The organism is Sutcliffiella rhizosphaerae, from assembly GCF_917563925.1.
Lineage (GTDB): Bacteria > Bacillota > Bacilli > Bacillales > Bacillaceae_I > Sutcliffiella_A > Sutcliffiella_A rhizosphaerae.
This window is the reverse complement of the sequence record NZ_CAKJTJ010000011.1, coordinates 41,303-63,248: the sequence shown is the minus strand read 5'-3', so window position 1 is coordinate 63,248 and position 21,946 is coordinate 41,303. Positions and strand designations below refer to the sequence as shown.

The window sequence follows — 21,946 nt, the reverse complement described above, 5'->3', positions numbered from 1 at the left end:
TTTTCAGTCCTTTTTTTGTAATTCCCTAGTCCTACCCAAAACTAAGCCTAAATAGATTGTAATGGTAAATAAAATAACGCCTACCATGTAATAGGCTGATTTTCTAGAAAAATCTATTTCCAATGGGCCGCCTCCATGAGCAGTGTTGTACAACTCTAAATCCTTATAAAACCACCATATTCCTAAGAGGGTTAAAATTAGCATACAGTACGCCAACGTGGCTTTTTTATGGCAAACATAATGAATTAAGCTATCCTTTACAGCATTCTTAAACGTATGATTAGGATTATGCATTGCGTTACTTTTAAAGGGGATTAGAAAATACACCATCAATCCTCCCCAAATAAACACAAAGAAAAATAGTTCTGTGAGCTCCAAAACTAATTCCCCCTATTAAATTTTATTTATACATAGTCGAACGCTTTCCTGTAATTGCAAGAATTGATTTTTTTCACCAAGTATCACATAAAAACTTTTTAAGAACGATTTACAATTACAAACTAAAAACCAGTAGTTTTCTTCTCTTAATTGTTCTTTTTCCATTCTTAATCGTAATGGTAATTCTTTTAACAATGTTGATATTCCTTTTTCATCCAAGCCATTATGCAGCATATTCAATATGGGAACGAGTAATCTTTCATCCTCATCATGAATATAGATACTATTGGAAACAAGAACTTTATTCCATAAAGCATTTAAAATTTCTGGGTATGTTTCCTTCTCTAACTTCGTACTTTTCACAAGTTGATCAAAGGTATCTGCTACATGCGCAATGCTGTGAGCCCATCCTTTATTAGGTACAAATCCTCTTAAGTCTACTTCGTGATTCATATAATGTAACAATTTTTCTTTTACTTCTTTAACTTTTTCCGCTTCTAATAAAGAATCTTGATTGTCTCTATACAAAATAAGTGCCACTAAAAGAGTAGTAAAAGATCTAGTAAAAACTGTATCCGTTCCATTTTCCCCTATTCCTTTCATTAACAACTCATTCATGCAACAGTCTAGCAATTCTTTTAATAGCTCATGCTTCAGGCGATTTTCTTCAATGATGAATCGATAAAATGACGAATATATTAATTGATCCCTAAGCTCACTGTCTATCGACCCAATGTGAGCGACCATTGATCTCACCAATGCATCATTATCTACGTAAGACCATGAATTCACATCTCCATCCTTTTCTTCTAATAATTTTTTCAATTCACTTTCACTCATCACTCTACTGTCTTTTAATAAGCTCATGTTGACTACTCCTTAGAAAATAATTAGTGTGTAAACAAATTGGTCTAACTCACTACGAAAGTACACAACCCCCACCTTTTCTTTCCTCGATGACTAACAAACTATTATTAAAATCTAGCCTATTGCTTAGGCAAATCTCTCCCAATTACTATTAACTATTAGTTTAGCAAAATATTCCTTATTTGGTATACAATTATATTAAAGAATGTATTTGTTTTGTGTAAACAGATAATGGTAAGAGGTGGAGTCAATGATAAATATGATTAAGGCAATACCTGAGAAGGTTTCATTTTTAACTGGACTAATATTAATATTAGTCAGTCCATTAGTACTGTTTTTGATTTCACATGTATTCCCTATAAGTGATTGGATATTACTAATTATAGGGGGTGTCGTTCATTTTTTTGCTATTCTTTTCATACTAAATGCCGCCGATAAAAGACATTTAAGAATTAGGAAGATGTAGGTTTCTTTATCGGAAAAGTAACTGAGGAGAAATTATTGATTGTAGAACTTGGGTGACTGAGAATGGAAGATCTCACAAACTCAGTCACACATACTAGGTTTGCTTGACTGAAATTCGGAGATCTCGCTATCTCAGTCACGCATTCTGGATTTGCATGACTATAATTCGGGGATTTCGCTATCTCAGTCACGCATTCTGGATTTGCATGACTCAAAATCAGGGATTCACAATTTCAGTCATGCATTCTTGGTTTGCATGACTGAAAATCATTGAACTCGCTATCTCATTCACACAAACTTAATAAACTTAATTTGCGTAATAGAAAGTGAGAGAATCTCCAATATCAGGCGTACAAACTATTCAAGCTCTTCTCACTGTAACTTTTATTCATTCTTTTCGTCAAAGAGTTCAGGGGGTGTAATATGAAATACATTTCAATAAAAGTTTTCTTGGTGGTTTTTGTAATACTTTTGCTAGCATGTAGTAATTCTCACACAACTAAAACCATGGATGAAATGCCTAAAGATTTTAATTTCAGTCTTGATTATAGTACATATGGGAAACAAAAGATTGATACATTTAATGGCATAATTGTAAAAGATCTCATAAAAGACGGAACGATTGAGGCTAAAATAACCTTGACTCAAGCTGAAAAAAAGCAAATATTAGATGAAATGGTTAGAATTAATATTATGGCTGTAGATAAATATGAGTATCAATTTTCATGCATGAGTGAGCCACCTTCATATTCAAAATGGCATATCCAAATAAATGGTGAAACGCAAGACATATCTTTTTGTAATTCAACGAAAGATGTATTGGAATTAATTAAACTTCAAGATTTTATTCATACAATCGTTTCATCAAGAGAGGAATATCAGGATTTACCCGAAGCTAATGGATGGTATGAATAACCTTAACTAATTTTTTATCGTAAATCTCCTGCTATCCCCATCATTACAAGGCATTTATTAAGTAGACGCTCGTCTATTTGATTAACAGATAAGTATTTTTCTTGATAAATAGCTTTTATTACACTATCCATTCCCTGCTCACTGGGAGAAATATTTCTGACAAAAAGATTTAATGGGATGATTTGGTCTTCGCCATTTAGTGGTGGTTGATAATAGGTCACGTCTTCACAAAGCAAATAGCCGTTACGATTAAAAAATGCATTTCTTCTTAGCGAGTCTGCCTTTTCTTGTTCAGTATGCAGCATTTCTTCTTTTTCTGTTTCAAGGTATATTTCACTAAGTGTGGTATTTCCAGCAAGTTTAGCATCTTCTATGAAAAGCTCTTCCATTTTCTTGAGGGTTTTAGAACCTAAGCCCCTGCTTTTGAGATGAGGGTTTGTGACAATATAAACTATAAATCCCGCATTTACGTTTGCTAAATAATGCCCCGTTGCAAACGAAACGATTGTTTTACCTTCAAACCCGACTAAACATCTAAAGTTGTTTAAGTTATTTTGCCGACCATATTGAATACTTTTATAAAAGATATCGTGTGGTTCTCTTACTTCTATCGGAAAAGCATTGTCGTAAAACTTGAATATTTCCTCTAGTACAAGCGAATTCTCATCTTTTATTTCTTTCCAAATAATTGTCATCTTCATTCCTCTTTTTCGGTTTCATTTATTGGCGGGAAAAATCCTGCTGGGCTTAATAGTACCTCTGGAAACATTGCTCGCATTTTTTCATATACTCGCCTTTGAACATCCCCATCTACCCAATTTGCAACTTCTTGCTGCTCATACTTTTCATATATGTTAAGTCTCGCTGTTCGTTTTCCTCCGCTTCCATCACCGGTAAAGTCATCCACACAAATTCTGTCGACTATCCCTTCTAGCTTTTTTGGAAAATCATCTGAAAATGGAAGTGCCGGAGCAATCGCTACTTGTGTGGGAATACCTTCATCATGGAGAGTCTTTAAAGCATTAAGTCTTGCAGGGATTGGGGGAGCAGCAGATGAAAAGCGTTTGCGTACTTCTTCCAGGTCCGTTTCAACAGTGACACTCACAAGGACTTTTTTGCCTAAACTTTTCAATAAATCAATATCTCTTGTTACCATCGGACTTCTTGTTTGTACCATTAGAAAGTCAGGCTGTTCCACTTCCATCACTTCTAATAAAGCTCTCGTAATCTTTTCTTTATGTTCAATAGGTTGATAAGGATCCGTACTGGAAGACATAAAGATACGGATGGGTTGTCCTTTTTTTCTGAGCAACTTCATTTCTTTTAAGAGCTTTTCTTGACCATTCCTTTTTATATCAACCCATGTTCCCCACTCTTCCTCATTAAAAAGCCCAACTGGACTCTGTCTAACATAACAGTAAGAACATCCAAACGCACAACCGACATAGGGATTTAACGTATGAGTATAGCCTTCTAAAAATCCACTAGCCTTTGTTAACAGTGTTCGAGGTGTTCTTTCACTGATTTTCATGGGTTGGCACCACCTTTTTCAAGAATTTTCTCTTGTCGATTTATTTATTTTCTCTATACTTAAAGTATCATATTACAAAGGGGATGGTATACATGGTACTCACAGTAGTAAAACCGATTTTTGCAGAGGCTGCAAGTAATTTAGTAAACACGATTAGTAATTACTCTGGCACCGTATTGTTCAAGAAAGAGCATTGGGTGGTGGATGCAAAGAGTTTGCTTGGCGTATTGGCTCTTGCCCTTCAACCTGGTCAAGAAGTAGAAGTAACTTCTGATGAAGGGGAAGAAGTGTTCGAGGCTATTTTAGCATTAGGAGTTTTTGAAAAAAAGATTTAGTATAGTAGTAGACACCCCTTTACAAATTTAATGGGGTGTCTACTATTATTTTTTATTCATGAAAAGGTACATAGCCTGTTCTTTTTACCAATGTTTGCCCCTCTTCTGACTTCATCCACTCAACAAACAGTTCTATGTTAGGATTTTCTGTATCTGCCAAATAAATCGCATAGAACGGACTTACTAAAGGATAGCTGTCTTGTTGAATAGTTTCGATGGAAGGCGCAACACCATTAATGGACAAATGTTTTATTTTGTTATTTTGTACCATTGTCTCTGAGAAAAAACGAAACGAAAAACCGATAGCATTTTTTCTATTTTCATAGTCTAACGTTTCTTCTATTATTCCTCCCATACCTGATACAAATTGTTCTTTTGGAGCCTCCATCAATCGTTTCGTTCCCATTACTTTATTTAACATTTGTTGACTTCCACTGTCTTCAGGGCGTTGAAACGCTAAAATCGGTTCGTCCTTGCCACCTAGTTCTTTCCAGTTTGTAATCTCACCTGCATAAATCTGTTGGACCTGCTCAAGAGTAACATCACTAACAGTGTTATCTTTATGGACAAAAAACACAAATGCCTCTTTTCCTATCGGTGTTAATTTAATTTCTTTATCTAGCATTTTTGCCTGGTCCTCCATCTTACTTGATGGGTCTGGAGCAAAGATTAAATCTGCTTCCCCCTTAAACAAGCTAACCCAGGCACCAGATGTTTGTGTTGATCTCACTTCACTTTTAATGGAATCATACGTTTGTTTTGGATACACTGCTTGAGCAAATGCAGAATAAATGGGATACAATGCCGTTGATCCATCAAGTTGTGGTAATGGCGACTCCAATTTTAAGGAGGCTTGAGAGTCTAAGACCGCCACGAGAGAGTCATTTTTAAATGGCTCATATACAGTAAGATCAACATCCTGTGTACTCATTATTTGCAAAGATCGCAAATGCCAAGCCTTTCCACCTTCTATAGCAACAAAAAGAACAAAGCAGCTTATGATTCCTAAAAATGCAAACCTTACTCCTTTTTTTGAAAACTGTCCCCATACGCCTAAATTGGCAAATACTATAAGTGTAAGCACAAGACCTGCTGCAACCAAAGCGTATGACTCTTTTCCTGCTGACAATGCGATAATTATTATTCCATAAAACCCCATAAACAACATCATAAACGTAACTACAAGTGAAGCAAGAACTCTCATGCAATTTTCCCCTTTGTTTGTTCTTCTCTATCTCTCTTTTATTTGGTTTTCCTTCCTATTTTAACATTATTTGTGAGGTATTTAGTATCTTTTTCTGTTCTGCCACTATCGCTAAACCAATGTTCCATTTTATATGCTAAACTACCTGTAAGGTCCATTTAATATGTGTAAAAGAGGTGCTACAGATGAAAACGGAAAAGGAAAGAATGATTGCAGGAGATATGTATAATCCAGAAGATCCCGAACTTTTAAGAGATCGGGAAAATGCTAGAAACCTAGTCAGAGAGTATAACCAAACGTCAGATGCCGAAGCAGATCATAGGCGTCATATTTTAAACCAGTTATTAGGTTCATTTGGAAAAAATATAAAAATGGAGCCTAATATTCGCTTTGATTATGGATATAACACACATGTTGGCGAGAATTTCTATGCCAACTTCGATTGTACTATTTTAGATGTTTGTGAAGTGCGCTTTGGAGATAACTGCATGCTTGCACCAAATGTTCAAATTTACACGGCAACGCACCCACTACATCCAACGGAACGAAATTCTGGAAGAGAATACGCAAAACCAATTACAATCGGAAATAACGTTTGGATCGGTGGAGGGGCAATCATTAATCCTGGGGTTAACATTGGAGATAATGTGGTAGTTGCTTCTGGAGCGGTAGTAACGAAGGATATACCTGAAAACGTTGTCGTTGGGGGTAATCCAGCAAGAGTTTTAAAGCAAATAGAGTTATAAGAAGATTATTAGAACCCATGGATACGCAAGTATTCACGGGTTCTTTTACAATATTTTATTCATACTGTTCTAACTTATATGTTGTTGTCTATGGAGGATGTGATTCTTTTATATAGTCATATCATATACGTACGTTGTCACCTTCCTTAATATATTCCAGCATACTATCATCTTCCACACCTACACGTATCACATCAATGTTCCAATCATCCTCCGTTAATTCAAGGATAATTAAGTTATTTCTTATTTGGATAACTTTCCCTTCCATTGTTTTCTCATCACACATTCCCGTAGGATTATCCATGTCTTCCATCGACATTTTCATTTCCACAAATTTGTACACTGTAAAAATTAGCGTTACAATCAATGCAATATAGATGACTTTCTTCAAAACTTCCCCCTCACTTCGCAATATTATTTCATCATTTCATTTTGATATTTTTCTATAACCATATCACTCAATATACCTTCTGCATAAAAGTGATTGACATATACACTAATCATCATTTCATTTTCTTCTGTTTTTTCTATCGACAATAACACACGATTTATTATCTTTGCTAACTCGTTAGGATTGCTATACATCGTATTCCAAGCACGAACCTGTAGCTCTATATCGTCGCTAGTAGCTGCTGCCTCTAGCTCTTCAATTGCTACCGGAATTTGCAAATGTGCATAGGGATCTTCATACACATTTGTGTAAATAAAATGTATTGGATTATACTGATCTAGGTCATAGTTAAATTGCTTATTGTCAACTGTGACATTCATTTGATTGTTAGTTATTTCTATCTCTCCTTCTTGAAAAAGCATAGATTCTTTAAGTGATTTGATGGTACAACTAACATCTGGTGTATTCAAGTAATAATTATATGCTGGATTCAGCTCTTTAATATATTCATTCAGAGACATTCCATCTAATTCATTGTTATCTTTTAATCTCTCGAAGACAACTGGTCGATAATAATACTTTGCCTCCATCTTCTTAAAATCAATCGTCCATTCTGATTCTGGACACTCAAATAGGACACGGAAAGCAAAGCCTTCATTTGTCTTTTGAAGTTCATAATAGATGAACCATTGGTCTACTTGTAGCGGTACGTCTGTCTTTTCTGATAGGATATCGCTAAAAGTAAAATGTATAAATGCTTTTGATGAAAAACCACCATCTGTATTTACATAGATATGAAGTGTATCTTCTTCTCTCTCTATTCGCTCAATAGTAGAATCATGTAGACTATCTACGAAAACTTCTTGTACTTCCGTTGGCAAGTGCGATAGAGTTTGATTTGTTTGTTCTTGGGCTTTATCTAATACCTCTTGAAACGTTCTAGTCCCTTCTTCACCCATCTTAAATAGTCTTCACGTATCTTTTTTGGCAATATCGGCTGATTCAATGTGCCATCTTCTACATATGGAATGAATTTTTTTGGAAGGTTGTTTAGTAGCTGCCCTTTTAAATTTTCCAGTTCTTCTCGCAATTTTGCTGCAAGGTCTTCCCCTTCTACTTCCGCTTCGTTTATTACATACTCCCACTCTTCATCTGTTTCATGAATTGGAAGTAAATTACTCTTTGTAAATCGTTCTTTTACTTCTTTTGATAGATTCCACATATTATCCCTTCTTCTTTAAAACTCTCTTCTATATATGGCATTTTTTCCGATTGCATAAATATACCTTCCACGCATGAATATATCCCCTAATATTCTTTGACCCTTTTCATCTAGCAATATTAGTTTCTCTTTTGGTTTATACGTGTACTTTCTTTTTTGGTACCGCATTAATGTATTTATATCTACTTGTGCAATTAACTCTTCTTCAGCAACAATAAACTGATCTAGAGTATTTTCACCTTCTATCCGATGACGACTTTCTTCTACTCTGTCCGCCAATTTGACAAGATAAAAATCATCATAATAATAAAAATAAACTTCTTTAGAACTTTGCACATTTAATGCATAGGTATCACAAATTCCGTATTCGTCTGCACCCCATAACTTTTCCCCACTGCTGGAATATGCGACAAGGCCACTGCTTCCCATCGGTTCATCCCAACCACAGTTACCGAATATCCCTTCATCAAAATAACTTACCCATATCGTATTTGATTCATCAATTTGTACTTTACTGATTCCATCTCCAAGCGCAAATGCTTCCATTAGTTGGCCATTGGGGTTGTACCTTCTTGCATTGCGTTCAATGAAGTTGCCATCCTTTAAACAGCGTCCTTGTACAATGAGCAATGTACCATCTGTAAATAAGTCTATTTCCGTTGGTATAAGAGGAACATTCTTCAATTCAATAGTTTCTATCTTATCTCCATCCATAATACGAACAGTCCAGTTACTTTTAGGGACTGGCCGTTCAAAAAAGTCCAATTCTGTTAGTTCCGTTTCGATAAAGAGCAATTTTCCATCTCTAGTAATTTGTCCAGCAACAAAATGTAAATCTGAAGAATACTCCATCCACTTTTGCATGATGAATTTTTCCATTTATCTCCCCTTCTTGTTTAACACTAACTATTTTTTTATATCGGTATAATTTTCCACTTCTTAATTGTCACGGTAGTTACTAGGAATTTTTATAAGCACATATTTTCCCGTCCACATTTCAGTAGTGACGACCATTGTTTCACCATCTTGTACAAAAATCAATCCACTTCCAAGCTTTTCTTCAAACTCCCATCCATATGAAACCATCAATTTTTTTGTAAGTAGATCCTCTTTGTAAACTCCTTGATTTTCAGTGCTTGTGATATACCAGACATAATCACCTTCTGTAGCAATTTCAACCATCCCACTATTTGAATTCTGTAGTTTAGCAATTGCTTCCTTTCCTGTTATTCCATTAATCGGAAGTGGTGGATAATATAATTTATTTACAAAACTAACTATTATCATGACTATTAGTATAATCCCGAAAATTACTCCCGCTCTTTTCATTTTCCCTCATCCCTTTTCCCTTCCAATCGCATCTGTTTAACCTAAAGAAGCGATAATCCTTCAAGGTTTATCGCAGCCAGAACGTTTAACTTTTTATGTACTCAATCAAATGTGATGAAAAATGGATGACCTACATTACGCCATATTTTCAAGAGCTCTTCCCGATATTCCTTGTTGGAGATCAACTGTAATGCTTCCTCAAGACTAAAATATTCTACTACTAAACTCTCAGCAGTAGTCATTAACCTTCCGTCTACTGGTCTGCCCCGCCACCAAAAGTTACAGATATTTTTACTTAATTCTTGTGAGACACCACAAAAATCAATAACTTCTATATTAATTTCCGTTTCTTCTTTCACTTCTCTAATGACGCATCTTGAATGGATTCATTATTTTCTACCTTCCCACCAAGTAGCTCCCACCCTCTTATAGGATCTTTCTTCAATAATATGTGGCGCTCACTATTCAAGACGACTGCACCCGAAGTTATGATGAAATTCTTCACTGACCTAGACTCCTTTTCTTACCTCTTAAACCATTTCTCTGGATGTTTCTACATAATTTGCAAGATTCTCTAAGGTAGACCTTAGACCAATCTCATGGTCCTCTTTTTTTATACCTTCTGGTACATGCTCACACGCTATGGAAACGAGCGTACCTTTAGGGTCCTGCTCCAACTTCCAAGTCATTTGCATCTCTCCAGCGAAAATTGGATCTTCAGATTCGAACTCCACTAACTGTATAATACGTTCATTAAGGACAAACTCCTTGAATGCACCTTTAATGACATCTGTATTTTCCGAAGTTTTACCTTTATTTGCATACTCCTCACCTATATAAGATAATGACATTCGATAGTTTCCGCCAGCCTTTGCCTCAAATTCAAACATATGGCCTCGCATATCATTTGGCGGAAGCCACAATACTACAGCCTCTGGGTCTAAGAATGCCTTATAGATTTTTTCCGGTGAAGCTTTTATAACTTTTGAAGCATAGTCAATTCGATTATTGCTTTTCTCTATTTGAAACGATTGAACATAACATACCTCATCATCAATAAGTTTCTCACGCTCTTTATACCGTATATTTAAAGTGTTAAATAACTTTTTCCAAAAGGCTACTGCAGGTCTATTATTTTTAAGCTCGATAATAAAATATTTCCCTTGTTTCTCTTGAAATACTTTCTCTACTGCAATCTTTGCTAGCCCTTTACCTCTGTATTTATTAAGAATAAAGAGATCATTTATTCCGAAGTCATATTCTTTTGTAAGAAAAGGCCGTTCTATTAAAAGTAGGAAACCTACTATATTTTCATTATTTTTAATGAAATACGGGGAAAGACCCTCTGTTCTCCAAAACAACTCTAATTCCTCGTACTCAAATAATCCGTCTGCTCCAATGTCAAGTTTAGTTGTGAATGCTGAAAGATCATGAAGATATAAAGAATATAAGTTTCTTAATATTGTCTTTTCATCTTCTCTTACTTTTTCAAGTATAATAGACATTTTATTCTTCCTTTCTTTTTGATGTATATTTTTTACACCTATTAATCCAAAGTTCCTTATAGATTTCATTAGGTAAAATGCGATCTTTCAAATCACCTATAAAATGTATCTTGTTTTCTTTACACCAACCTAAGCAAGTCATATATAGCTCCATATCCAATTCATCTTCATCCCAGTAGACGGGGATTTCTTTTTTACCTGCTTTATAGTACATAAATGCCCTTGTGTGGCCATCCGTAAAGAAAATCTGTTCCTTTTGTTTTTTTATCGGCAAGGGGTGATTGCTAGTTATTTCATCTGGATTAAATTGTCTCTCCAAGTTTTCTAATTTTGATTGGTTTATATATAGTTGGCTTGGCTGGATCTTTTTTATATCCATTATTATTATTCTAGTCATGTAAACTATCTAATAATATATAGCCAAACACAATTCCTGCTGTTGTTGGTAATATAGGATCGCCTAGATGCAAAACCTGTTTCGCTAACCATACATTCAAACCAAATACCATACCGAGTAATGGAATACATGCTAAGTATAGACTTGGCACTCCAATTGCGACTACTTTCTTCCAGTTAAAAGTCCATTTTTGCTTTGCTACCATTTCCATTATTAGTTTAGGTACTCGAAATAACATCCCTATTACAATAGGAAACACCGTCGTATAAATTAGTAAAGGCATCAAATTATATGTCGTATTTGCAATTTCATGAAACCTTGTTTGGTGATTCAGTCCTACATAAAAAATAATTCCAACTATTATGGTGGATAGAAAATAATATAAAAATTTCAATAGAAACTCCTCCTTAGCAAGGGTCTAATAAAATGAATTTCATCTAATTTTACCTAACTCTTATTTTTACATTCTATGTTGTAGTTTTTTTATAGTCCATATACCACTCACGTCCAGTGGACCATTCCTTACCTTTATTTTCGTTTCCTAGTATTTCTACACATACAGTTGCCATTATATATTCTTTAAGGCTATTTTGTTCTTTTGATTCAAACTGTTTTAATAAATATGATAATCCTAGTTCTTTGCTTGAAACTAACCTATTGAATTCTTTGGCATGTGAGGAGATGTAATCATGTTGATTCGATGAAAGGTTCACTTGATGAGAATGGACAATTAACATAAGATCTTGTTCCATCGTTTGAATAGTTTGCACCGTTTTATTGTTACTTGGACTGCACATCACTATGAACAACAAAGCTATTATGAAAACATTTTTCATAAATTATCACCCATTCTTTTTTACTAAAACACTATGAAGCAATTATTACTCGTCTTCTAATAAATGCTTCCTCAGCTTTAATAGTCTATAAATTACTAATATGATAAAAGCTAGAACAAATAGTAAAGTGATTGGTTGACCAAAGTTAACTCCTACGAATACAATTGTTAAGAAAAAAATCCCTACTATTGCCCCAAATCGGGTAAAACTAACTGCTACATCAGAAAACTCTGGTTCCTCTCTATACTTCCATCTATGCCCAAATATCATACTTTCCTCCGGATAGAAATATGTCCAGATTAGAACACCGTATAAAGGAATTATTAATATAAACCATAATATCGCCTCCACCGATGCTCCTCCTCCTTCCTTGATGCAATACAATGATTTGGAAGTACTATTAGTTTGGTTAATTTCCTATTAAAGTATGTTTTTACGCTACTTATTAAAAAGGGTTTTCTCCTTTAATAAAAGGAATAAATATTACATAATTTGCAATGAGAAACATCACCCAGAATAATTTTGAGCTTATTCGTTTTTGAAACAATATATTTTCTTTCCATAGAAACAAACCAACCATTATTGTATATACGGTAAAAAGAAAATATGATACCCCAAACCAGTTTACCCATATATTCCCTATTAATAGTATCCCAAATGCTGTATAGATTGGTTTTAAAATATATATGGTAAGGAGTAGACCTCCCGCAAAGATTATCATTATTTCCATTAGTCTTATCACTACTTTTTTCCATTCTGTCATAGTAACACCCCTCTTTAAAAATACTTATTTCTTCTTCTTAAGAGCACGGATTGAATGTATGATAGTAATAAATAATAGACTTCAAGATAAATATTTATTGCGAGTATCTCTCCATATGCTGTCTGTATAATTTCCACCCATCACGTTCTTTTTTAAATATTTCCATTGCTAAGGCCGTTGCAACTTTTTCTCCTGATATATAGAAATCTATTATTGATGAAAGAATCATTTCATTTTCTGATCTAAGGTTTCTTGTTAAGTCTTGATATTCCCAATAAGGATTTTTCCCTTTATATGAGTTTAAGGTTTCAATATTAGATTCTTTATACGATTCTCCATTATAAACTTCATAATCTCTATAATTGTAATAACCAAAATAGCCAATAAAATCATCTGATATCCATTTATTTACTTCTTCCACTTCTCCTTCATTGAGAATGGAACGGTACTCTTCTACTGCTTTAATGGCTTCCTTTTCCATTCATATACTCCCCTTCCGTTAGGCTACATTTGGTTCGCCCACTATATTGCTTCCACTGTTTCTCTTACAATCATCCATTCCTCATTAACAAGCTTCCAATTTTCGATCGTAAACATCTTTGCTAATACGTCATCATTTTTTATTATTAGTAATTCATAGAAAACTACTGCATTTTCATTGTTCCTTAATCGTATAACTCTATTTTCAAATTTCTTTTTTGCACCTAATAGTTGCTTAACTGATTGGCGCATTCCATCCACTGCCTCCTGTCTGTTGAAAAATAGAGGCTTTTCTTGGTTGCTTGTAAAATAAGCTACATAATAATCTTCTGTCATTCTCTCTAATAAGGAGGTGTCACCCGAACTCATTGCTACGTTCCAATCTGTCATAAAGCTATCATGCATTTTAGTAAATTCAGTTAAGCCTTCTATAGGAGCAATCATTCTTTAACCTCCATCCTTCCAATTAATTTTCATGGTATATAAATTCTTAAAAAACGTATCAAAATTAGGTGCCAACTCCAAAATAAACGTTTCTTCTGTCCACTCTAAATCTATGTAAATAATTAGATGATTCTCTTTTGTGCTTTGATAATCCATCGCTATCCATGTATTTCCATCACCGCATAACAAAACAAGTTCTTTAGGTAAGTCCCATTCTTCTATGTAATAGTTACTTGATAAAATTCCTTCATCTGATATGCCATTGATATTGTCGACACTAACATGATCTACTGCCCAGTTTGTTGGAACGGTTGTCGGGTGAGCTTTATGAATGATATAACCTCCGTTTTGAATTTTACATAATCCAATATAAGAATTTGGTAATGTGACACCTAACTTCCTTTCTGCATCTTTAACCATTTCCTCTGTTAAGCTAATTGTAAAATAATTCGTTCAATTTAATTTTAGCATATTTTCCCTTTTTCTTCTGATTTATTTATCTCTTCTGATTAATTTAAAGAATTAGGAGTAAAGAGGACTATTTTCTCTCTATGTAGAATTTTCTTAAAGAATGATTTTTGACAATTATAACAGTGCCAGGCGCCTTGCTATTTTGTAATAGTTTCACTCGAGGTCAGCAACTTGCACTTTTTTATAAAAAAATATTAAATGTAGGTGAACATGTTGAATAGGGCAATAGAAAAACTGCTAGAAATAGAAAAAGGAAACGTCGGTATCAAAATTTTCTCAACTAAGGATGATACATTTTTTTCATGGAATAGTGATATGTTAGTCCCACTTGCTTCAGCGGCTAAAGTAGCCATCGGGTTCAGTGTCGCCTGTTGGGTGGAGGAAGGGTTATTTCAATGGGATGATATTGTTCCACATATCTGCTTTAATCCGAATGAAGACAGCAAGGAATTATATCCTCATTTTCAACATCGACGCTCATTAGCTTTACGGGAAGCAGTGGAGGTTATGATTGCATGTCATGATAGCTATGTTGCCAATGGGTTAGTAAATTTTTGCGGAGGGTGGGAAAAAGTAAATAAAACTATCCAGTCTTATTCTCCGACCTTATATGTTACAGAAAATCCAAGAGCTAATAAAAATAAAGGACAACTTGGTCAGCTATTCGATGTAATGCTGGAAATTTTTCAAAAATATAAGGAAAATCCGCTCATTTGGGTTCCACTTATCAATGGGCTTGTGAGGCAACAGGGAATGGTCGATGAAATTCCTTCCTATCTTTTAAATCATATGACTGGCGGTTTAGAAAACGTCATCTTGGATTTTGGAATACTGGGAGGTTTTGATAATGACCCTATTCTTTTCGCTTTAGGAGCTATTGAGTTGCCAAATCGTTCTGACAATCAAGAGGCAGATATAAAGATTTATGAAACCTTGAAATTGCTTTATCGGGAATATTTAAGTCAATAATACACTGGACGGGGAATCACCCGTCCAAGAAATTCTACTAAGAAATATCTAAAATATCCTTCATGTTTAACCAGCCTGCCTCGCCAAATTTGTCGACTACATGCAGGCGACATTTGTAGGGATCTAAGTGGTGAACGGATCCTACAAACAGTTGATACCTTCTTTTTTCATAATAGGTAATCGTAACTTCCCGACCCGTTTCCAGCGCTTCGCAAAATCGTTCATTTAGTTCTTCCAGGCGCTGTTCATCAAGTTCTGGCCTTGTTTCATACGTATCTTCTTTTACCCAATCGCGCAGCATTTTAACATGCTCTGGTAACATCATGGACGTCCATTTAATCGTTCCTCGATCTCTTATCATTCCGTTATAGCACCTCTTTCCCTTATATCCCTTATGACTTGTGTCCGCCTATAAGCCTGCTTCTATGCACCGCAGTACCTGCGTTCGTATAAGATACTGCACGTAATAATGCCTTGGAACCATACTTCCCACGAATGGTATCCATTACATAGCCGAGCTCCCTTTTTTTTGGTTGCTCCAATTCGAAGAGACTTAGTTGCATTTCGTTGTCATCAACAATGTTGGAAAGAGATATGGCAATTTTCCGGACCGTTTTTGATTGATAATTTTCTTCAAATAGCTCCAGACATGTGCGGTATAAATCCATCGTAATATTGCTAGCACGCTCCATCGTCCGTGAGCGATAGAATCCCCCGCCAAGCTCATCGCGGCTATAACCAATACCTAGACTGATGGTGCGACCAGCTTTGCGATGATGGCGGGTTCTTCTGGCGACCTCTTCACAAATCTCTAGGATGACATGTTTAACCTCTTTTGGATTGGTGTAGTCACGCATTAAAATTTGGCTTTTCCCAAAGCTAATCTGCCCTTGAACAATGGGAGCACCTAGCTCGGATAAGTCTATCCCCCAGGCATGATGATAAAGCTGATTGCCCATCACTCCGAATTTCTTTTCGAGTAGCTCGAGCGGGTAGTTGGCAAGCTGACCAACATTAAAAATCCCCATGCTATTTAACGTTTTTTCCACTCTAGATCCAATTCCCCACATTTCTCGCAAGGGTGAAAGTCGCCAAAGCTTTTCTTTTACATCTTCATAAGTCCATTCAGCCACTCCTTCTTTCTTTGCTTCTAGATCAAGGCAAAGCTTTGACATGAGCATGTTTGGGCCAATTCCAATTGCACATGGAAGCTGAATTTCGCGATCCATAGCCTCTCTTATTTTATGAGCAATGGTGGTGGCATCTCCCCAAATCCCTTCCGCTCCATCTATTTGTAAAAAGCTCTCATCCACACTATAGGTATGGATAGCACTCTTCGGTACGTAGCGATTAAAAAGCCGGGTTATTTCTGTTGAGATACGCAAATAGCTTGCCATCTGGGGATTCACAATATGAATTCCTTTGCCATCAGGAATTTCAAATCGGCGGGACCCCGTCTTAATACCAAATTCTTTTTTTAACATCGGAGAAGCTGCCAGCACTACGCTTCCTTGCCTTTCCGTATCTCCTACTACCGCCAAATAACAGGTAAGGGGGTTAAGTCCCTTTATGACAGCCGAACAGCTGGCATAAAAACTTTTCATATCTACACATAAAATCTTGTTGTTAGGCATCTTGCTGTAATTTATGTTCACAACCATTGCACCTCTCCAAAAACGAATATATGTTCGCTTTAGTAGTATATACCCAATAATAAGCGAATATACGTTCGGTTTCAATGGTAATTTCCTCTACATTTATCGACATTTCCCTTTCTGCACAGGTGAAAAGCATTATAATAAAGGAATAAACGAGGTGACGGATATGGAAAAAAGCTTGCTAAAAAAATGATAAGAAATTGTTTTATTCAATATCAACACGACTTGGAATCCATACCGTTGAATGAATTAGAATATGAAAAACTAATAGAGGATATAGTGCGAATTATGAGTGAAGAAAATGCTTCTGACTTGTTTGAAGTCTGAGTACTTGAGTAGGTGATAAGTATCCCTTTTTCAGGAATGGTGGAATTTCGGGCTTTCATCTGCCATATGAGTGCATTTAGGAATATCATTCACATAAAGAACACTTTAATAACAAAGTCCTTTACATAAAAATTCCCTCCAAACACAACCTTTCCCAAAACATATTTTCCATCAAATTACACAAAGTAAAAGCAGGACGTAAGGTTGATAGGAGGATATATTGTGAAGAAAAGGCCTGTTTTATTTTTGTGGTTGATGTTCATTACTTCGTTATTGACGCTCCCCTTTTTAGGTTGGAAGGCTTTTAAAAGATTTTTGCCTGGAACTTTATTTACAGCTGGGATAATGATGATTGAAAGCTTGCTGGCAGTAAAGTTTAATTGGTGGAAAATCTTCAAGAAAATCCCTCCGTATTTTATTAATGAATTTGCGTTTATGGCTGGGCCTTTTTTCGCGGGACCACTGTGGATATTACGCCTCACATACGGGCGTTTCTTCTTATATTTCGTCTTGAACGCTGTGACGGATGCTGTGTTGGTGTATCCGATGAACTATTTCTTTGAACATATCGGAATACTCAAAATGAAGAAAATGAATCGTCACCAACTCTATGTACTATGTGTAGCGGAAGCAGTCTTGATGTATGGGTTCCAGTGGTTATGGGAAAACCTTATGAAAAAGAAAAAGGAAGAAGATGAAATTACCTTACAAAGTCCCATTCCTTAACCACACTTTACTGCGTCCACAATTAAAGAAGGGGATACTAATTGCTCCCCCTGATTTCTAGGATCAAATTGTTTGGAACGAAAGATGATGCCATCTTCCCTATTCCAATTCGTATGATGAAAATGCCCTTCTTCATCACAATATTCAAGCAGTCTCACCTCAAAACCTGCTAATACAAACATTTGCTGTAATGAGGTATAGGTATATACTATTTTATGACTGGCAGCAGGGTGATCCTTTGGCCCTGACCCACCAATTTTGACTATATGTTGATAAGCTTCGTTAGGAAAATAACCATCAGGCACCGCACACCGGATGTAACCAGAAGTCTTTAAATATGTATGACAAAGCTTTGCTGCTATAATCCCTTCCTCAAAAGTCAAGTGCTCCCATACATGCTCAGCTAAAATAGCAGATAAGGAATTAACTTCAAACTTCCGATCCCAATCTTCCGGTCGTAATAGACTTAATTCCTCTTCCTGTGTATGTATACAACCAGGATTATTGTTATATTCTCCTGCCCCTATTACAATTCGATTTGTCACATCCATCACCTCGGGTATACTTTTTTAAACCGTTCACATACAAGCAGCATTTCTGGTGAATATTCTAAACCGTATTCTTTTAACACATGTCGAAAAAAGTATTCATGAGCATTCCACCAATATTGGTAATCTCCTTCACCTTCTGCAACGGCAAAGTCTTCGGAAACCATATTCATTGGAACCACCTCGACAGATTCGGTTTTAATAACTGCCACTGGGTCTTCATTTGCATCTAAAACAATACTGAATTCCCCAATGATTGGAAGTGCTTCATTCTCTCTTTCATATGCTAAATATGCGGAACAAGTCGCTGTTTTTTTCCCCTCAACAACTAGAGAAGCAAGCCTGTTTGCATCAGTTCCAAACTGAAAAGCCTCGCTATACACCATTTCTATAGAGTCTTGTGTGTCACAAAAATCATTCCAAAATCGTTGTATCTTATTCATAACCAATCCCCTTAAAGAAACGCCCAGAACCTTTGTCCTGAGCGCGTTATCATTCTATCTATAATTCCACGTTCACCTCAACAGGATCACTACCATCCAACAAATTGCGAAGGGTAATGTTGTAATGTTGCTCATCCTCTGAGACTACCTCGTCCACATGCCACGGCTGACCACTTTCCACTTCCTCTAAGGCTTTAGCTACTGCATGTTGTTCATGTTCATCTTGGTCTGCATCTACCACAACTCTTACAGCACCTGACTGACCAGGAAAAGAATGAGCTGTGATGCCATTATTCCAGACAGTCACTTTCATTCCTACTGCAAGGTCCCCAGACTCCATCACATCTTCATTAGAGTTTTCTACGACAGTACTGTCCTCTAACGTATACATGGTTGCAGATTCACCCGATCCCCCAGCAGGTTGTCCAGTGACTAGAATTCTCACATTGCCATCATTCGCAATCGATACGATATATCCAGTCAAGTCCTCTACCGCTTCTTCTTCTACAATCGGTTCTTCATCCGGAACTTCATTATTTGTCTCATTTGAACCTGTGCTTCCATTGTTATTATTTCCCCCAGCCGTTCCACAGCCGACTAATAGAAGGAAGCATGCTAACAAGCTTACAAATTTTATGTTTTTCATGATCTCACCTCTTGTCATATTTGACGAGAAGACCCAAGAAAAGTTACAGAATCCGAATTATTTTTGTCGAAATGCATTCCCACCGAACTTTTCGATAATTCCCGGAAACAATTGATACATTCTGCTAGCCATATTCATCCAGACTGGCAAATTAATTTCTCGGGTCTTCGTAAACATTACATCCGCAATTCGAGAGGCTACCATATCAGGGTCCAGCATCCATTTATCTACTTTTTGTTTATAACTTCCAGTTGAATCTGCAATATCAAAAAAGTCCGTCCGAATAGGGCCAGGATTTACAGCCGTTACAAATATCTTTGTATCATGAAGTTCCATGCGCATACTATTTGTAAACCCTAAGACTGCATGCTTAGTCGCAGCATATACACTTGATTTTGGTGTTGCAATTTTTCCAGCCTGGGAGGCAACGTTAATAATATGACCGCTATTTTGCTTTAACATGGGAGGCAATACCATTTTTGTGCATGCTATCACTCCGTAAACATTAACCTCGAACATGCCACTCATATCATCTAAAGACAAATCGACCACATCATCAAATTTTCCGTATCCAGCATTATTTACGAGAACATCAATGGTTGAAACTTCAGCCATTACCTGTTGGAAGGTGCGTTTAATGTCCACCTTGTTTCTGACGTCCAGTTGGTAGACTTTCGCTTCCACTTGAAATTCTGCTTGAATTTGTGTAGCAATCTGCTCCAATTTATCAATAGAGCGTGCCATCATTATTGGAATCCCACCACGCTTCGCAACTTCCACCGCAAGTGCTTTTCCGATACCACCTGAGGCTCCTGTTATCACAACATTTTTGCTTTTTATATTTGTCATTCTTTTATCACTCCTACTTGATAAGTAAAAGGGGTTGTATCATTATTTTCTATTATCAAGTCTTTGTCCAAAAGATAGTCAATTTGCCCTAAAGTTTCCGACAAGGTTAATAAGAGTTGTTTTTCGTATACAGAACTAAAAAGATACTGACATATTTCGTAAGCTGATGAAGGCTGTTTCGTTACAAAATCCACCACTTTTTTTGCCCGTTTTTCCTGTTGCTTCAAACGGGTAGCAAGAAGGGCTGAAACATCCTCCACTACCTTTCCGTGACCTGGAAGTACTCGTTTAATAGCAAGAAGATTCATTTTTTCAATGGATTGTACATAATCAAGCATCGCTTTTTTCCGATCCACTTCCCCAAGGTATGGAGGTTCAACTAAAGGATTTGGTGAAATATCAGCTAAAATTAGGTCTCCCCCAATCAGCGTTCCACTTTTTTCATCGAAAAGAACAATGTGGCTGCTTGCATGTCCCGGTGTTTCAATAATTCTCCAACCAGGAAGACCATCTAATTTATCACCATCACTTACGAAAGAAGTAAGGCCACGTCGACAGGAAAAACGAAGAGGCTTATCCACTGTAGCTAAAACAGGATAAAAACGTTCCTCTACTCCCATCTCTTTAAAAAGCTTCTTATAATATTGTTCATGGCTGGAAAAATAGCGTAGGTCCTGAGTCATCCAAGGATGTGCCCGTTTATGTCCAAAGACTGGGATATTGGAGGGCAAATAATCCAGCAAACCAACATGATCAGGATGATGATGCGTCACGATCACTTGATCAATATCCATAACTTTTAACCCGTGCTTTAGCAATTCATCTTGAAATATCCCCCATGCTTGATGAGTCTTTACTCCAGCATCCACTAACGTCACTTTTTCTGATATGATTACATATGTATGTACGTCCCCAACTGCAAAAGGAGTCGGAATTGTAATCTTCTTTATCTCTTGCTTACAAAAAACCTCGTTCATCATAATCCCCTTTAGTAAATAGTATATAAGTTACATGTAGAAAAATTATAACGAAATAATAGCCTTTTTTATATACATGAATAGCTATTCAATTATAGAATGCACTAATTATAGAAAAAAAGAAAGCATTATTCCTTGATAACTAAAATAATTATCCCGTTGAGTTTTAGTAGAATAATTAGTGTTTACCTCACAGCTATTGACCCTTTTAGATCTCTGTTACTCTCCGCGGTGTAGCATATAATGTTATTTTTTGCTGGTGTCTGTGCTGAGATCCAACATATTTTAATTACTTACTTATAGTATCTATTTTGGTATAGAGTTTTATCAGTTCGCGTCCTTGCAAAAATCTATATACCAGAAATCTTCACTCGAAAATGGTGTGCCCATTTTTTAAAAACATGACAAATCTCCCCTTGACTTACCTGCTCCATCCGTTGCATAATGATAAAAATTAAAATAGATAACGTGAAGAATGGGACTAGTAGAAAGTGAAAAGATGAAAGAGATGGAGGCTCACCGGC

28 protein-coding genes and 5 pseudogenes are annotated in these 21,946 nt (G+C 36.1%); 6 read left to right on the top strand and 27 right to left on the bottom strand.

The features are described from left to right. Positions 1-3: 3 nt before the first annotated feature. Entirely contained in the window at positions 4-378 is a 375-nt protein-coding gene (locus tag LRP81_RS11605; protein WP_230501435.1) for a hypothetical protein, read from the bottom strand. Between the two features lie 15 nt (positions 379-393). Next, positions 394-1,245, bottom strand: coding sequence for a DUF2785 domain-containing protein (locus LRP81_RS11600; RefSeq protein WP_230501434.1), 852 nt, complete (start codon positions 1,243-1,245; stop codon positions 394-396). An 888-nt stretch (positions 1,246-2,133) separates the two neighbouring features. Here LRP81_RS11600 and LRP81_RS11595 point away from each other — a divergent pair. Next, the gene (locus tag LRP81_RS11595) at positions 2,134-2,625 is read left to right on the top strand and encodes a hypothetical protein (protein WP_230501433.1); all 492 of its coding nucleotides are present in this window, start codon (positions 2,134-2,136) and stop codon (positions 2,623-2,625) included. Between the two features lie 14 nt (positions 2,626-2,639). Here the strand turns inward: LRP81_RS11595 and LRP81_RS11590 are convergent, their stop codons facing one another. Further along, complete coding sequence (locus LRP81_RS11590) at positions 2,640-3,320, bottom strand: GNAT family N-acetyltransferase (RefSeq protein WP_230501432.1); 681 nt, start codon at positions 3,318-3,320, stop codon at positions 2,640-2,642. Between the two features lie 2 nt (positions 3,321-3,322). Then, positions 3,323-4,156: an SPL family radical SAM protein gene (locus LRP81_RS11585; RefSeq protein ID WP_230501431.1), complete on the bottom strand. Its 834-nt coding sequence runs from the start codon at positions 4,154-4,156 to the stop codon at positions 3,323-3,325. Positions 4,157-4,248: 92 nt separating this feature from the next. Here LRP81_RS11585 and LRP81_RS11580 point away from each other — a divergent pair, with 92 nt between their 5' ends. Next, on the top strand, positions 4,249-4,491 hold the full coding sequence (locus LRP81_RS11580; RefSeq protein ID WP_230501430.1) for an HPr family phosphocarrier protein: 243 nt from the start codon (positions 4,249-4,251) through the stop codon (positions 4,489-4,491). Positions 4,492-4,543: 52 nt separating this feature from the next. On the opposite strand, the gene LRP81_RS11575 is transcribed toward LRP81_RS11580, so the two are convergent. Further along, entirely contained in the window at positions 4,544-5,695 is a 1,152-nt protein-coding gene (locus LRP81_RS11575; RefSeq protein WP_230501429.1) for a PstS family phosphate ABC transporter substrate-binding protein, read from the bottom strand. Between the two features lie 185 nt (positions 5,696-5,880). Between LRP81_RS11575 and LRP81_RS11570 the strand changes: the two genes are divergently transcribed. Continuing rightward, positions 5,881-6,441: a sugar O-acetyltransferase gene (locus tag LRP81_RS11570; protein ID WP_230501428.1), complete on the top strand. Its 561-nt coding sequence runs from the start codon at positions 5,881-5,883 to the stop codon at positions 6,439-6,441. A gap of 121 nt (positions 6,442-6,562) precedes the next feature. Here the strand turns inward: LRP81_RS11570 and LRP81_RS11565 are convergent, their stop codons facing one another. The 15 genes and pseudogenes from LRP81_RS11565 to LRP81_RS11495 all read right to left on the bottom strand — a co-directional run bounded on the left by LRP81_RS11565 (position 6,563) and on the right by LRP81_RS11495 (position 14,228). Beyond that, positions 6,563-6,832, bottom strand: coding sequence for a hypothetical protein (locus LRP81_RS11565; RefSeq protein ID WP_230501427.1), 270 nt, complete (start codon positions 6,830-6,832; stop codon positions 6,563-6,565). 23 nt (positions 6,833-6,855) lie between these two features. Further along, positions 6,856-8,054: pseudogene (locus LRP81_RS11560) on the bottom strand (DUF4085 family protein). A 15-nt stretch (positions 8,055-8,069) separates the two neighbouring features. Beyond that, positions 8,070-8,933 carry a hypothetical protein gene (locus tag LRP81_RS11555; RefSeq protein WP_230501426.1) on the bottom strand — a complete coding sequence of 288 codons (864 nt, stop codon included), beginning with the start codon at positions 8,931-8,933 and terminating at the stop codon, positions 8,070-8,072. Between the two features lie 60 nt (positions 8,934-8,993). After that, the gene (locus LRP81_RS11550; RefSeq protein WP_230501425.1) at positions 8,994-9,383 is read right to left on the bottom strand and encodes a hypothetical protein; all 390 of its coding nucleotides are present in this window, start codon (positions 9,381-9,383) and stop codon (positions 8,994-8,996) included. Positions 9,384-9,484: 101 nt separating this feature from the next. Continuing rightward, positions 9,485-9,888 (bottom strand): annotated as a pseudogene (locus LRP81_RS11545) (NUDIX hydrolase). Between the two features lie 25 nt (positions 9,889-9,913). Beyond that, positions 9,914-10,348 (bottom strand): annotated as a pseudogene (locus tag LRP81_RS11540) (SRPBCC domain-containing protein); the annotation flags it as partial. Between the two features lie 54 nt (positions 10,349-10,402). Continuing rightward, positions 10,403-10,888: pseudogene (locus tag LRP81_RS11535) on the bottom strand (GNAT family N-acetyltransferase); the annotation flags it as partial. 1 nt (position 10,889) lies between these two features. Further along, positions 10,890-11,285 carry a hypothetical protein gene (locus tag LRP81_RS11530; RefSeq protein ID WP_230501424.1) on the bottom strand — a complete coding sequence of 132 codons (396 nt, stop codon included), beginning with the start codon at positions 11,283-11,285 and terminating at the stop codon, positions 10,890-10,892. Beyond that, on the bottom strand, positions 11,278-11,679 hold the full coding sequence (locus tag LRP81_RS11525) for a hypothetical protein (RefSeq protein WP_230501423.1): 402 nt from the start codon (positions 11,677-11,679) through the stop codon (positions 11,278-11,280). The genes LRP81_RS11530 and LRP81_RS11525 overlap by 8 nt, the downstream gene beginning before the upstream one ends. A gap of 73 nt (positions 11,680-11,752) precedes the next feature. Next, positions 11,753-12,121, bottom strand: a complete 369-nt coding sequence (locus LRP81_RS11520; RefSeq protein ID WP_230501422.1) for a hypothetical protein — start codon at positions 12,119-12,121, stop codon at positions 11,753-11,755. Between the two features lie 45 nt (positions 12,122-12,166). Continuing rightward, complete coding sequence (locus tag LRP81_RS11515; RefSeq protein ID WP_230501421.1) at positions 12,167-12,472, bottom strand: hypothetical protein; 306 nt, start codon at positions 12,470-12,472, stop codon at positions 12,167-12,169. A 94-nt stretch (positions 12,473-12,566) separates the two neighbouring features. After that, entirely contained in the window at positions 12,567-12,884 is a 318-nt protein-coding gene (locus LRP81_RS11510; protein ID WP_230501420.1) for a hypothetical protein, read from the bottom strand. A 94-nt stretch (positions 12,885-12,978) separates the two neighbouring features. Next, complete coding sequence (locus LRP81_RS11505; RefSeq protein ID WP_230501419.1) at positions 12,979-13,365, bottom strand: DUF4440 domain-containing protein; 387 nt, start codon at positions 13,363-13,365, stop codon at positions 12,979-12,981. A gap of 41 nt (positions 13,366-13,406) precedes the next feature. Next, positions 13,407-13,808, bottom strand: a complete 402-nt coding sequence (locus LRP81_RS11500; RefSeq protein ID WP_230501418.1) for a hypothetical protein — start codon at positions 13,806-13,808, stop codon at positions 13,407-13,409. Positions 13,809-13,811: 3 nt separating this feature from the next. Further along, positions 13,812-14,228: an SMI1/KNR4 family protein gene (locus LRP81_RS11495; RefSeq protein ID WP_230501417.1), complete on the bottom strand. Its 417-nt coding sequence runs from the start codon at positions 14,226-14,228 to the stop codon at positions 13,812-13,814. A gap of 264 nt (positions 14,229-14,492) precedes the next feature. Here LRP81_RS11495 and LRP81_RS11490 point away from each other — a divergent pair, with 264 nt between their 5' ends. Further along, positions 14,493-15,248 (top strand): serine hydrolase, encoded by a 756-nt coding sequence (locus LRP81_RS11490; RefSeq protein WP_399207573.1) that lies wholly within the window; start codon positions 14,493-14,495, stop codon positions 15,246-15,248. A 37-nt stretch (positions 15,249-15,285) separates the two neighbouring features. On the opposite strand, the gene LRP81_RS11485 is transcribed toward LRP81_RS11490, so the two are convergent. Both LRP81_RS11485 and LRP81_RS11480 read right to left on the bottom strand, forming a co-directional pair. Next, positions 15,286-15,609 carry a YolD-like family protein gene (locus LRP81_RS11485; RefSeq protein ID WP_230501416.1) on the bottom strand — a complete coding sequence of 108 codons (324 nt, stop codon included), beginning with the start codon at positions 15,607-15,609 and terminating at the stop codon, positions 15,286-15,288. Between the two features lie 31 nt (positions 15,610-15,640). Beyond that, on the bottom strand, positions 15,641-16,909 hold the full coding sequence (locus LRP81_RS11480; protein ID WP_230501493.1) for a Y-family DNA polymerase: 1,269 nt from the start codon (positions 16,907-16,909) through the stop codon (positions 15,641-15,643). A gap of 180 nt (positions 16,910-17,089) precedes the next feature. Here LRP81_RS11480 and LRP81_RS11475 point away from each other — a divergent pair. After that, a pseudogene (locus LRP81_RS11475) lies at positions 17,090-17,233 on the top strand (YqzH family protein); the annotation flags it as partial. Between the two features lie 222 nt (positions 17,234-17,455). Next, positions 17,456-17,959 carry a hypothetical protein gene (locus LRP81_RS11470; RefSeq protein ID WP_230501414.1) on the top strand — a complete coding sequence of 168 codons (504 nt, stop codon included), beginning with the start codon at positions 17,456-17,458 and terminating at the stop codon, positions 17,957-17,959. Here the strand turns inward: LRP81_RS11470 and LRP81_RS11465 are convergent. The 5 genes from LRP81_RS11465 to LRP81_RS11445 are packed head-to-tail and all read right to left on the bottom strand — an operon-like array spanning position 17,956 to position 21,422. Beyond that, positions 17,956-18,504 carry a class I SAM-dependent methyltransferase gene (locus LRP81_RS11465; RefSeq protein ID WP_399207570.1) on the bottom strand — a complete coding sequence of 183 codons (549 nt, stop codon included), beginning with the start codon at positions 18,502-18,504 and terminating at the stop codon, positions 17,956-17,958. The genes LRP81_RS11470 and LRP81_RS11465 overlap by 4 nt on opposite strands. 5 nt (positions 18,505-18,509) lie before the next feature. Next, a complete protein-coding gene (locus LRP81_RS11460) occupies positions 18,510-18,950 on the bottom strand; it encodes an ASCH domain-containing protein (RefSeq protein WP_230501413.1) in 441 nt (146 codons plus the stop codon). Positions 18,951-19,008: 58 nt separating this feature from the next. After that, positions 19,009-19,596: a YobA family protein gene (locus LRP81_RS11455; RefSeq protein WP_230501412.1), complete on the bottom strand. Its 588-nt coding sequence runs from the start codon at positions 19,594-19,596 to the stop codon at positions 19,009-19,011. Positions 19,597-19,653: 57 nt separating this feature from the next. Next, a complete protein-coding gene (locus tag LRP81_RS11450) occupies positions 19,654-20,445 on the bottom strand; it encodes an SDR family NAD(P)-dependent oxidoreductase (protein WP_230501411.1) in 792 nt (263 codons plus the stop codon). Further along, positions 20,442-21,422 carry an MBL fold metallo-hydrolase gene (locus LRP81_RS11445; RefSeq protein WP_230501410.1) on the bottom strand — a complete coding sequence of 327 codons (981 nt, stop codon included), beginning with the start codon at positions 21,420-21,422 and terminating at the stop codon, positions 20,442-20,444. The genes LRP81_RS11450 and LRP81_RS11445 overlap by 4 nt, the downstream gene beginning before the upstream one ends. Between the last annotated feature and the right edge of the window lie 524 nt (positions 21,423-21,946).

Excerpts from the sequence above, each read along its gene's own strand:
- LRP81_RS11520 (WP_230501422.1), bottom strand. The coding sequence starts at position 12,121 with ATGAAAAATGTTTTCATAATAGCTTTGTTGTTCATAGTGATGTGCAGT.
- LRP81_RS11550 (WP_230501425.1), bottom strand. The coding sequence starts at position 9,383 with ATGAAAAGAGCGGGAGTAATTTTCGGGATTATACTAATAGTCATGATA.
- LRP81_RS11500 (WP_230501418.1), bottom strand. The coding sequence starts at position 13,808 with ATGATTGCTCCTATAGAAGGCTTAACTGAATTTACTAAAATGCATGAT.
- LRP81_RS11505 (WP_230501419.1), bottom strand. The coding sequence starts at position 13,365 with ATGGAAAAGGAAGCCATTAAAGCAGTAGAAGAGTACCGTTCCATTCTC.
- LRP81_RS11575 (WP_230501429.1), bottom strand. The coding sequence starts at position 5,695 with ATGAGAGTTCTTGCTTCACTTGTAGTTACGTTTATGATGTTGTTTATG.
- LRP81_RS11590 (WP_230501432.1), bottom strand. The coding sequence starts at position 3,320 with ATGACAATTATTTGGAAAGAAATAAAAGATGAGAATTCGCTTGTACTA.
- LRP81_RS11495 (WP_230501417.1), bottom strand. The coding sequence starts at position 14,228 with ATGGTTAAAGATGCAGAAAGGAAGTTAGGTGTCACATTACCAAATTCT.
- LRP81_RS11445 (WP_230501410.1), bottom strand. The coding sequence starts at position 21,422 with ATGAACGAGGTTTTTTGTAAGCAAGAGATAAAGAAGATTACAATTCCG.
- LRP81_RS11460 (WP_230501413.1), bottom strand. The coding sequence starts at position 18,950 with ATGAATAAGATACAACGATTTTGGAATGATTTTTGTGACACACAAGAC.
- LRP81_RS11530 (WP_230501424.1), bottom strand. The coding sequence starts at position 11,285 with ATGACTAGAATAATAATAATGGATATAAAAAAGATCCAGCCAAGCCAA.
- LRP81_RS11485 (WP_230501416.1), bottom strand. The coding sequence starts at position 15,609 with ATGATAAGAGATCGAGGAACGATTAAATGGACGTCCATGATGTTACCA.
- LRP81_RS11455 (WP_230501412.1), bottom strand. The coding sequence starts at position 19,596 with ATGAAAAACATAAAATTTGTAAGCTTGTTAGCATGCTTCCTTCTATTA.
- LRP81_RS11585 (WP_230501431.1), bottom strand. The coding sequence starts at position 4,156 with ATGAAAATCAGTGAAAGAACACCTCGAACACTGTTAACAAAGGCTAGT.
- LRP81_RS11555 (WP_230501426.1), bottom strand. The coding sequence starts at position 8,933 with ATGGAAAAATTCATCATGCAAAAGTGGATGGAGTATTCTTCAGATTTA.
- LRP81_RS11480 (WP_230501493.1), bottom strand. The coding sequence starts at position 16,909 with ATGGTTGTGAACATAAATTACAGCAAGATGCCTAACAACAAGATTTTA.
- LRP81_RS11600 (WP_230501434.1), bottom strand. The coding sequence starts at position 1,245 with ATGAGCTTATTAAAAGACAGTAGAGTGATGAGTGAAAGTGAATTGAAA.
- LRP81_RS11580 (WP_230501430.1), top strand. The coding sequence starts at position 4,249 with ATGGTACTCACAGTAGTAAAACCGATTTTTGCAGAGGCTGCAAGTAAT.
- LRP81_RS11510 (WP_230501420.1), bottom strand. The coding sequence starts at position 12,884 with ATGACAGAATGGAAAAAAGTAGTGATAAGACTAATGGAAATAATGATA.
- LRP81_RS11570 (WP_230501428.1), top strand. The coding sequence starts at position 5,881 with ATGAAAACGGAAAAGGAAAGAATGATTGCAGGAGATATGTATAATCCA.
- LRP81_RS11450 (WP_230501411.1), bottom strand. The coding sequence starts at position 20,445 with ATGACAAATATAAAAAGCAAAAATGTTGTGATAACAGGAGCCTCAGGT.
- LRP81_RS11595 (WP_230501433.1), top strand. The coding sequence starts at position 2,134 with ATGAAATACATTTCAATAAAAGTTTTCTTGGTGGTTTTTGTAATACTT.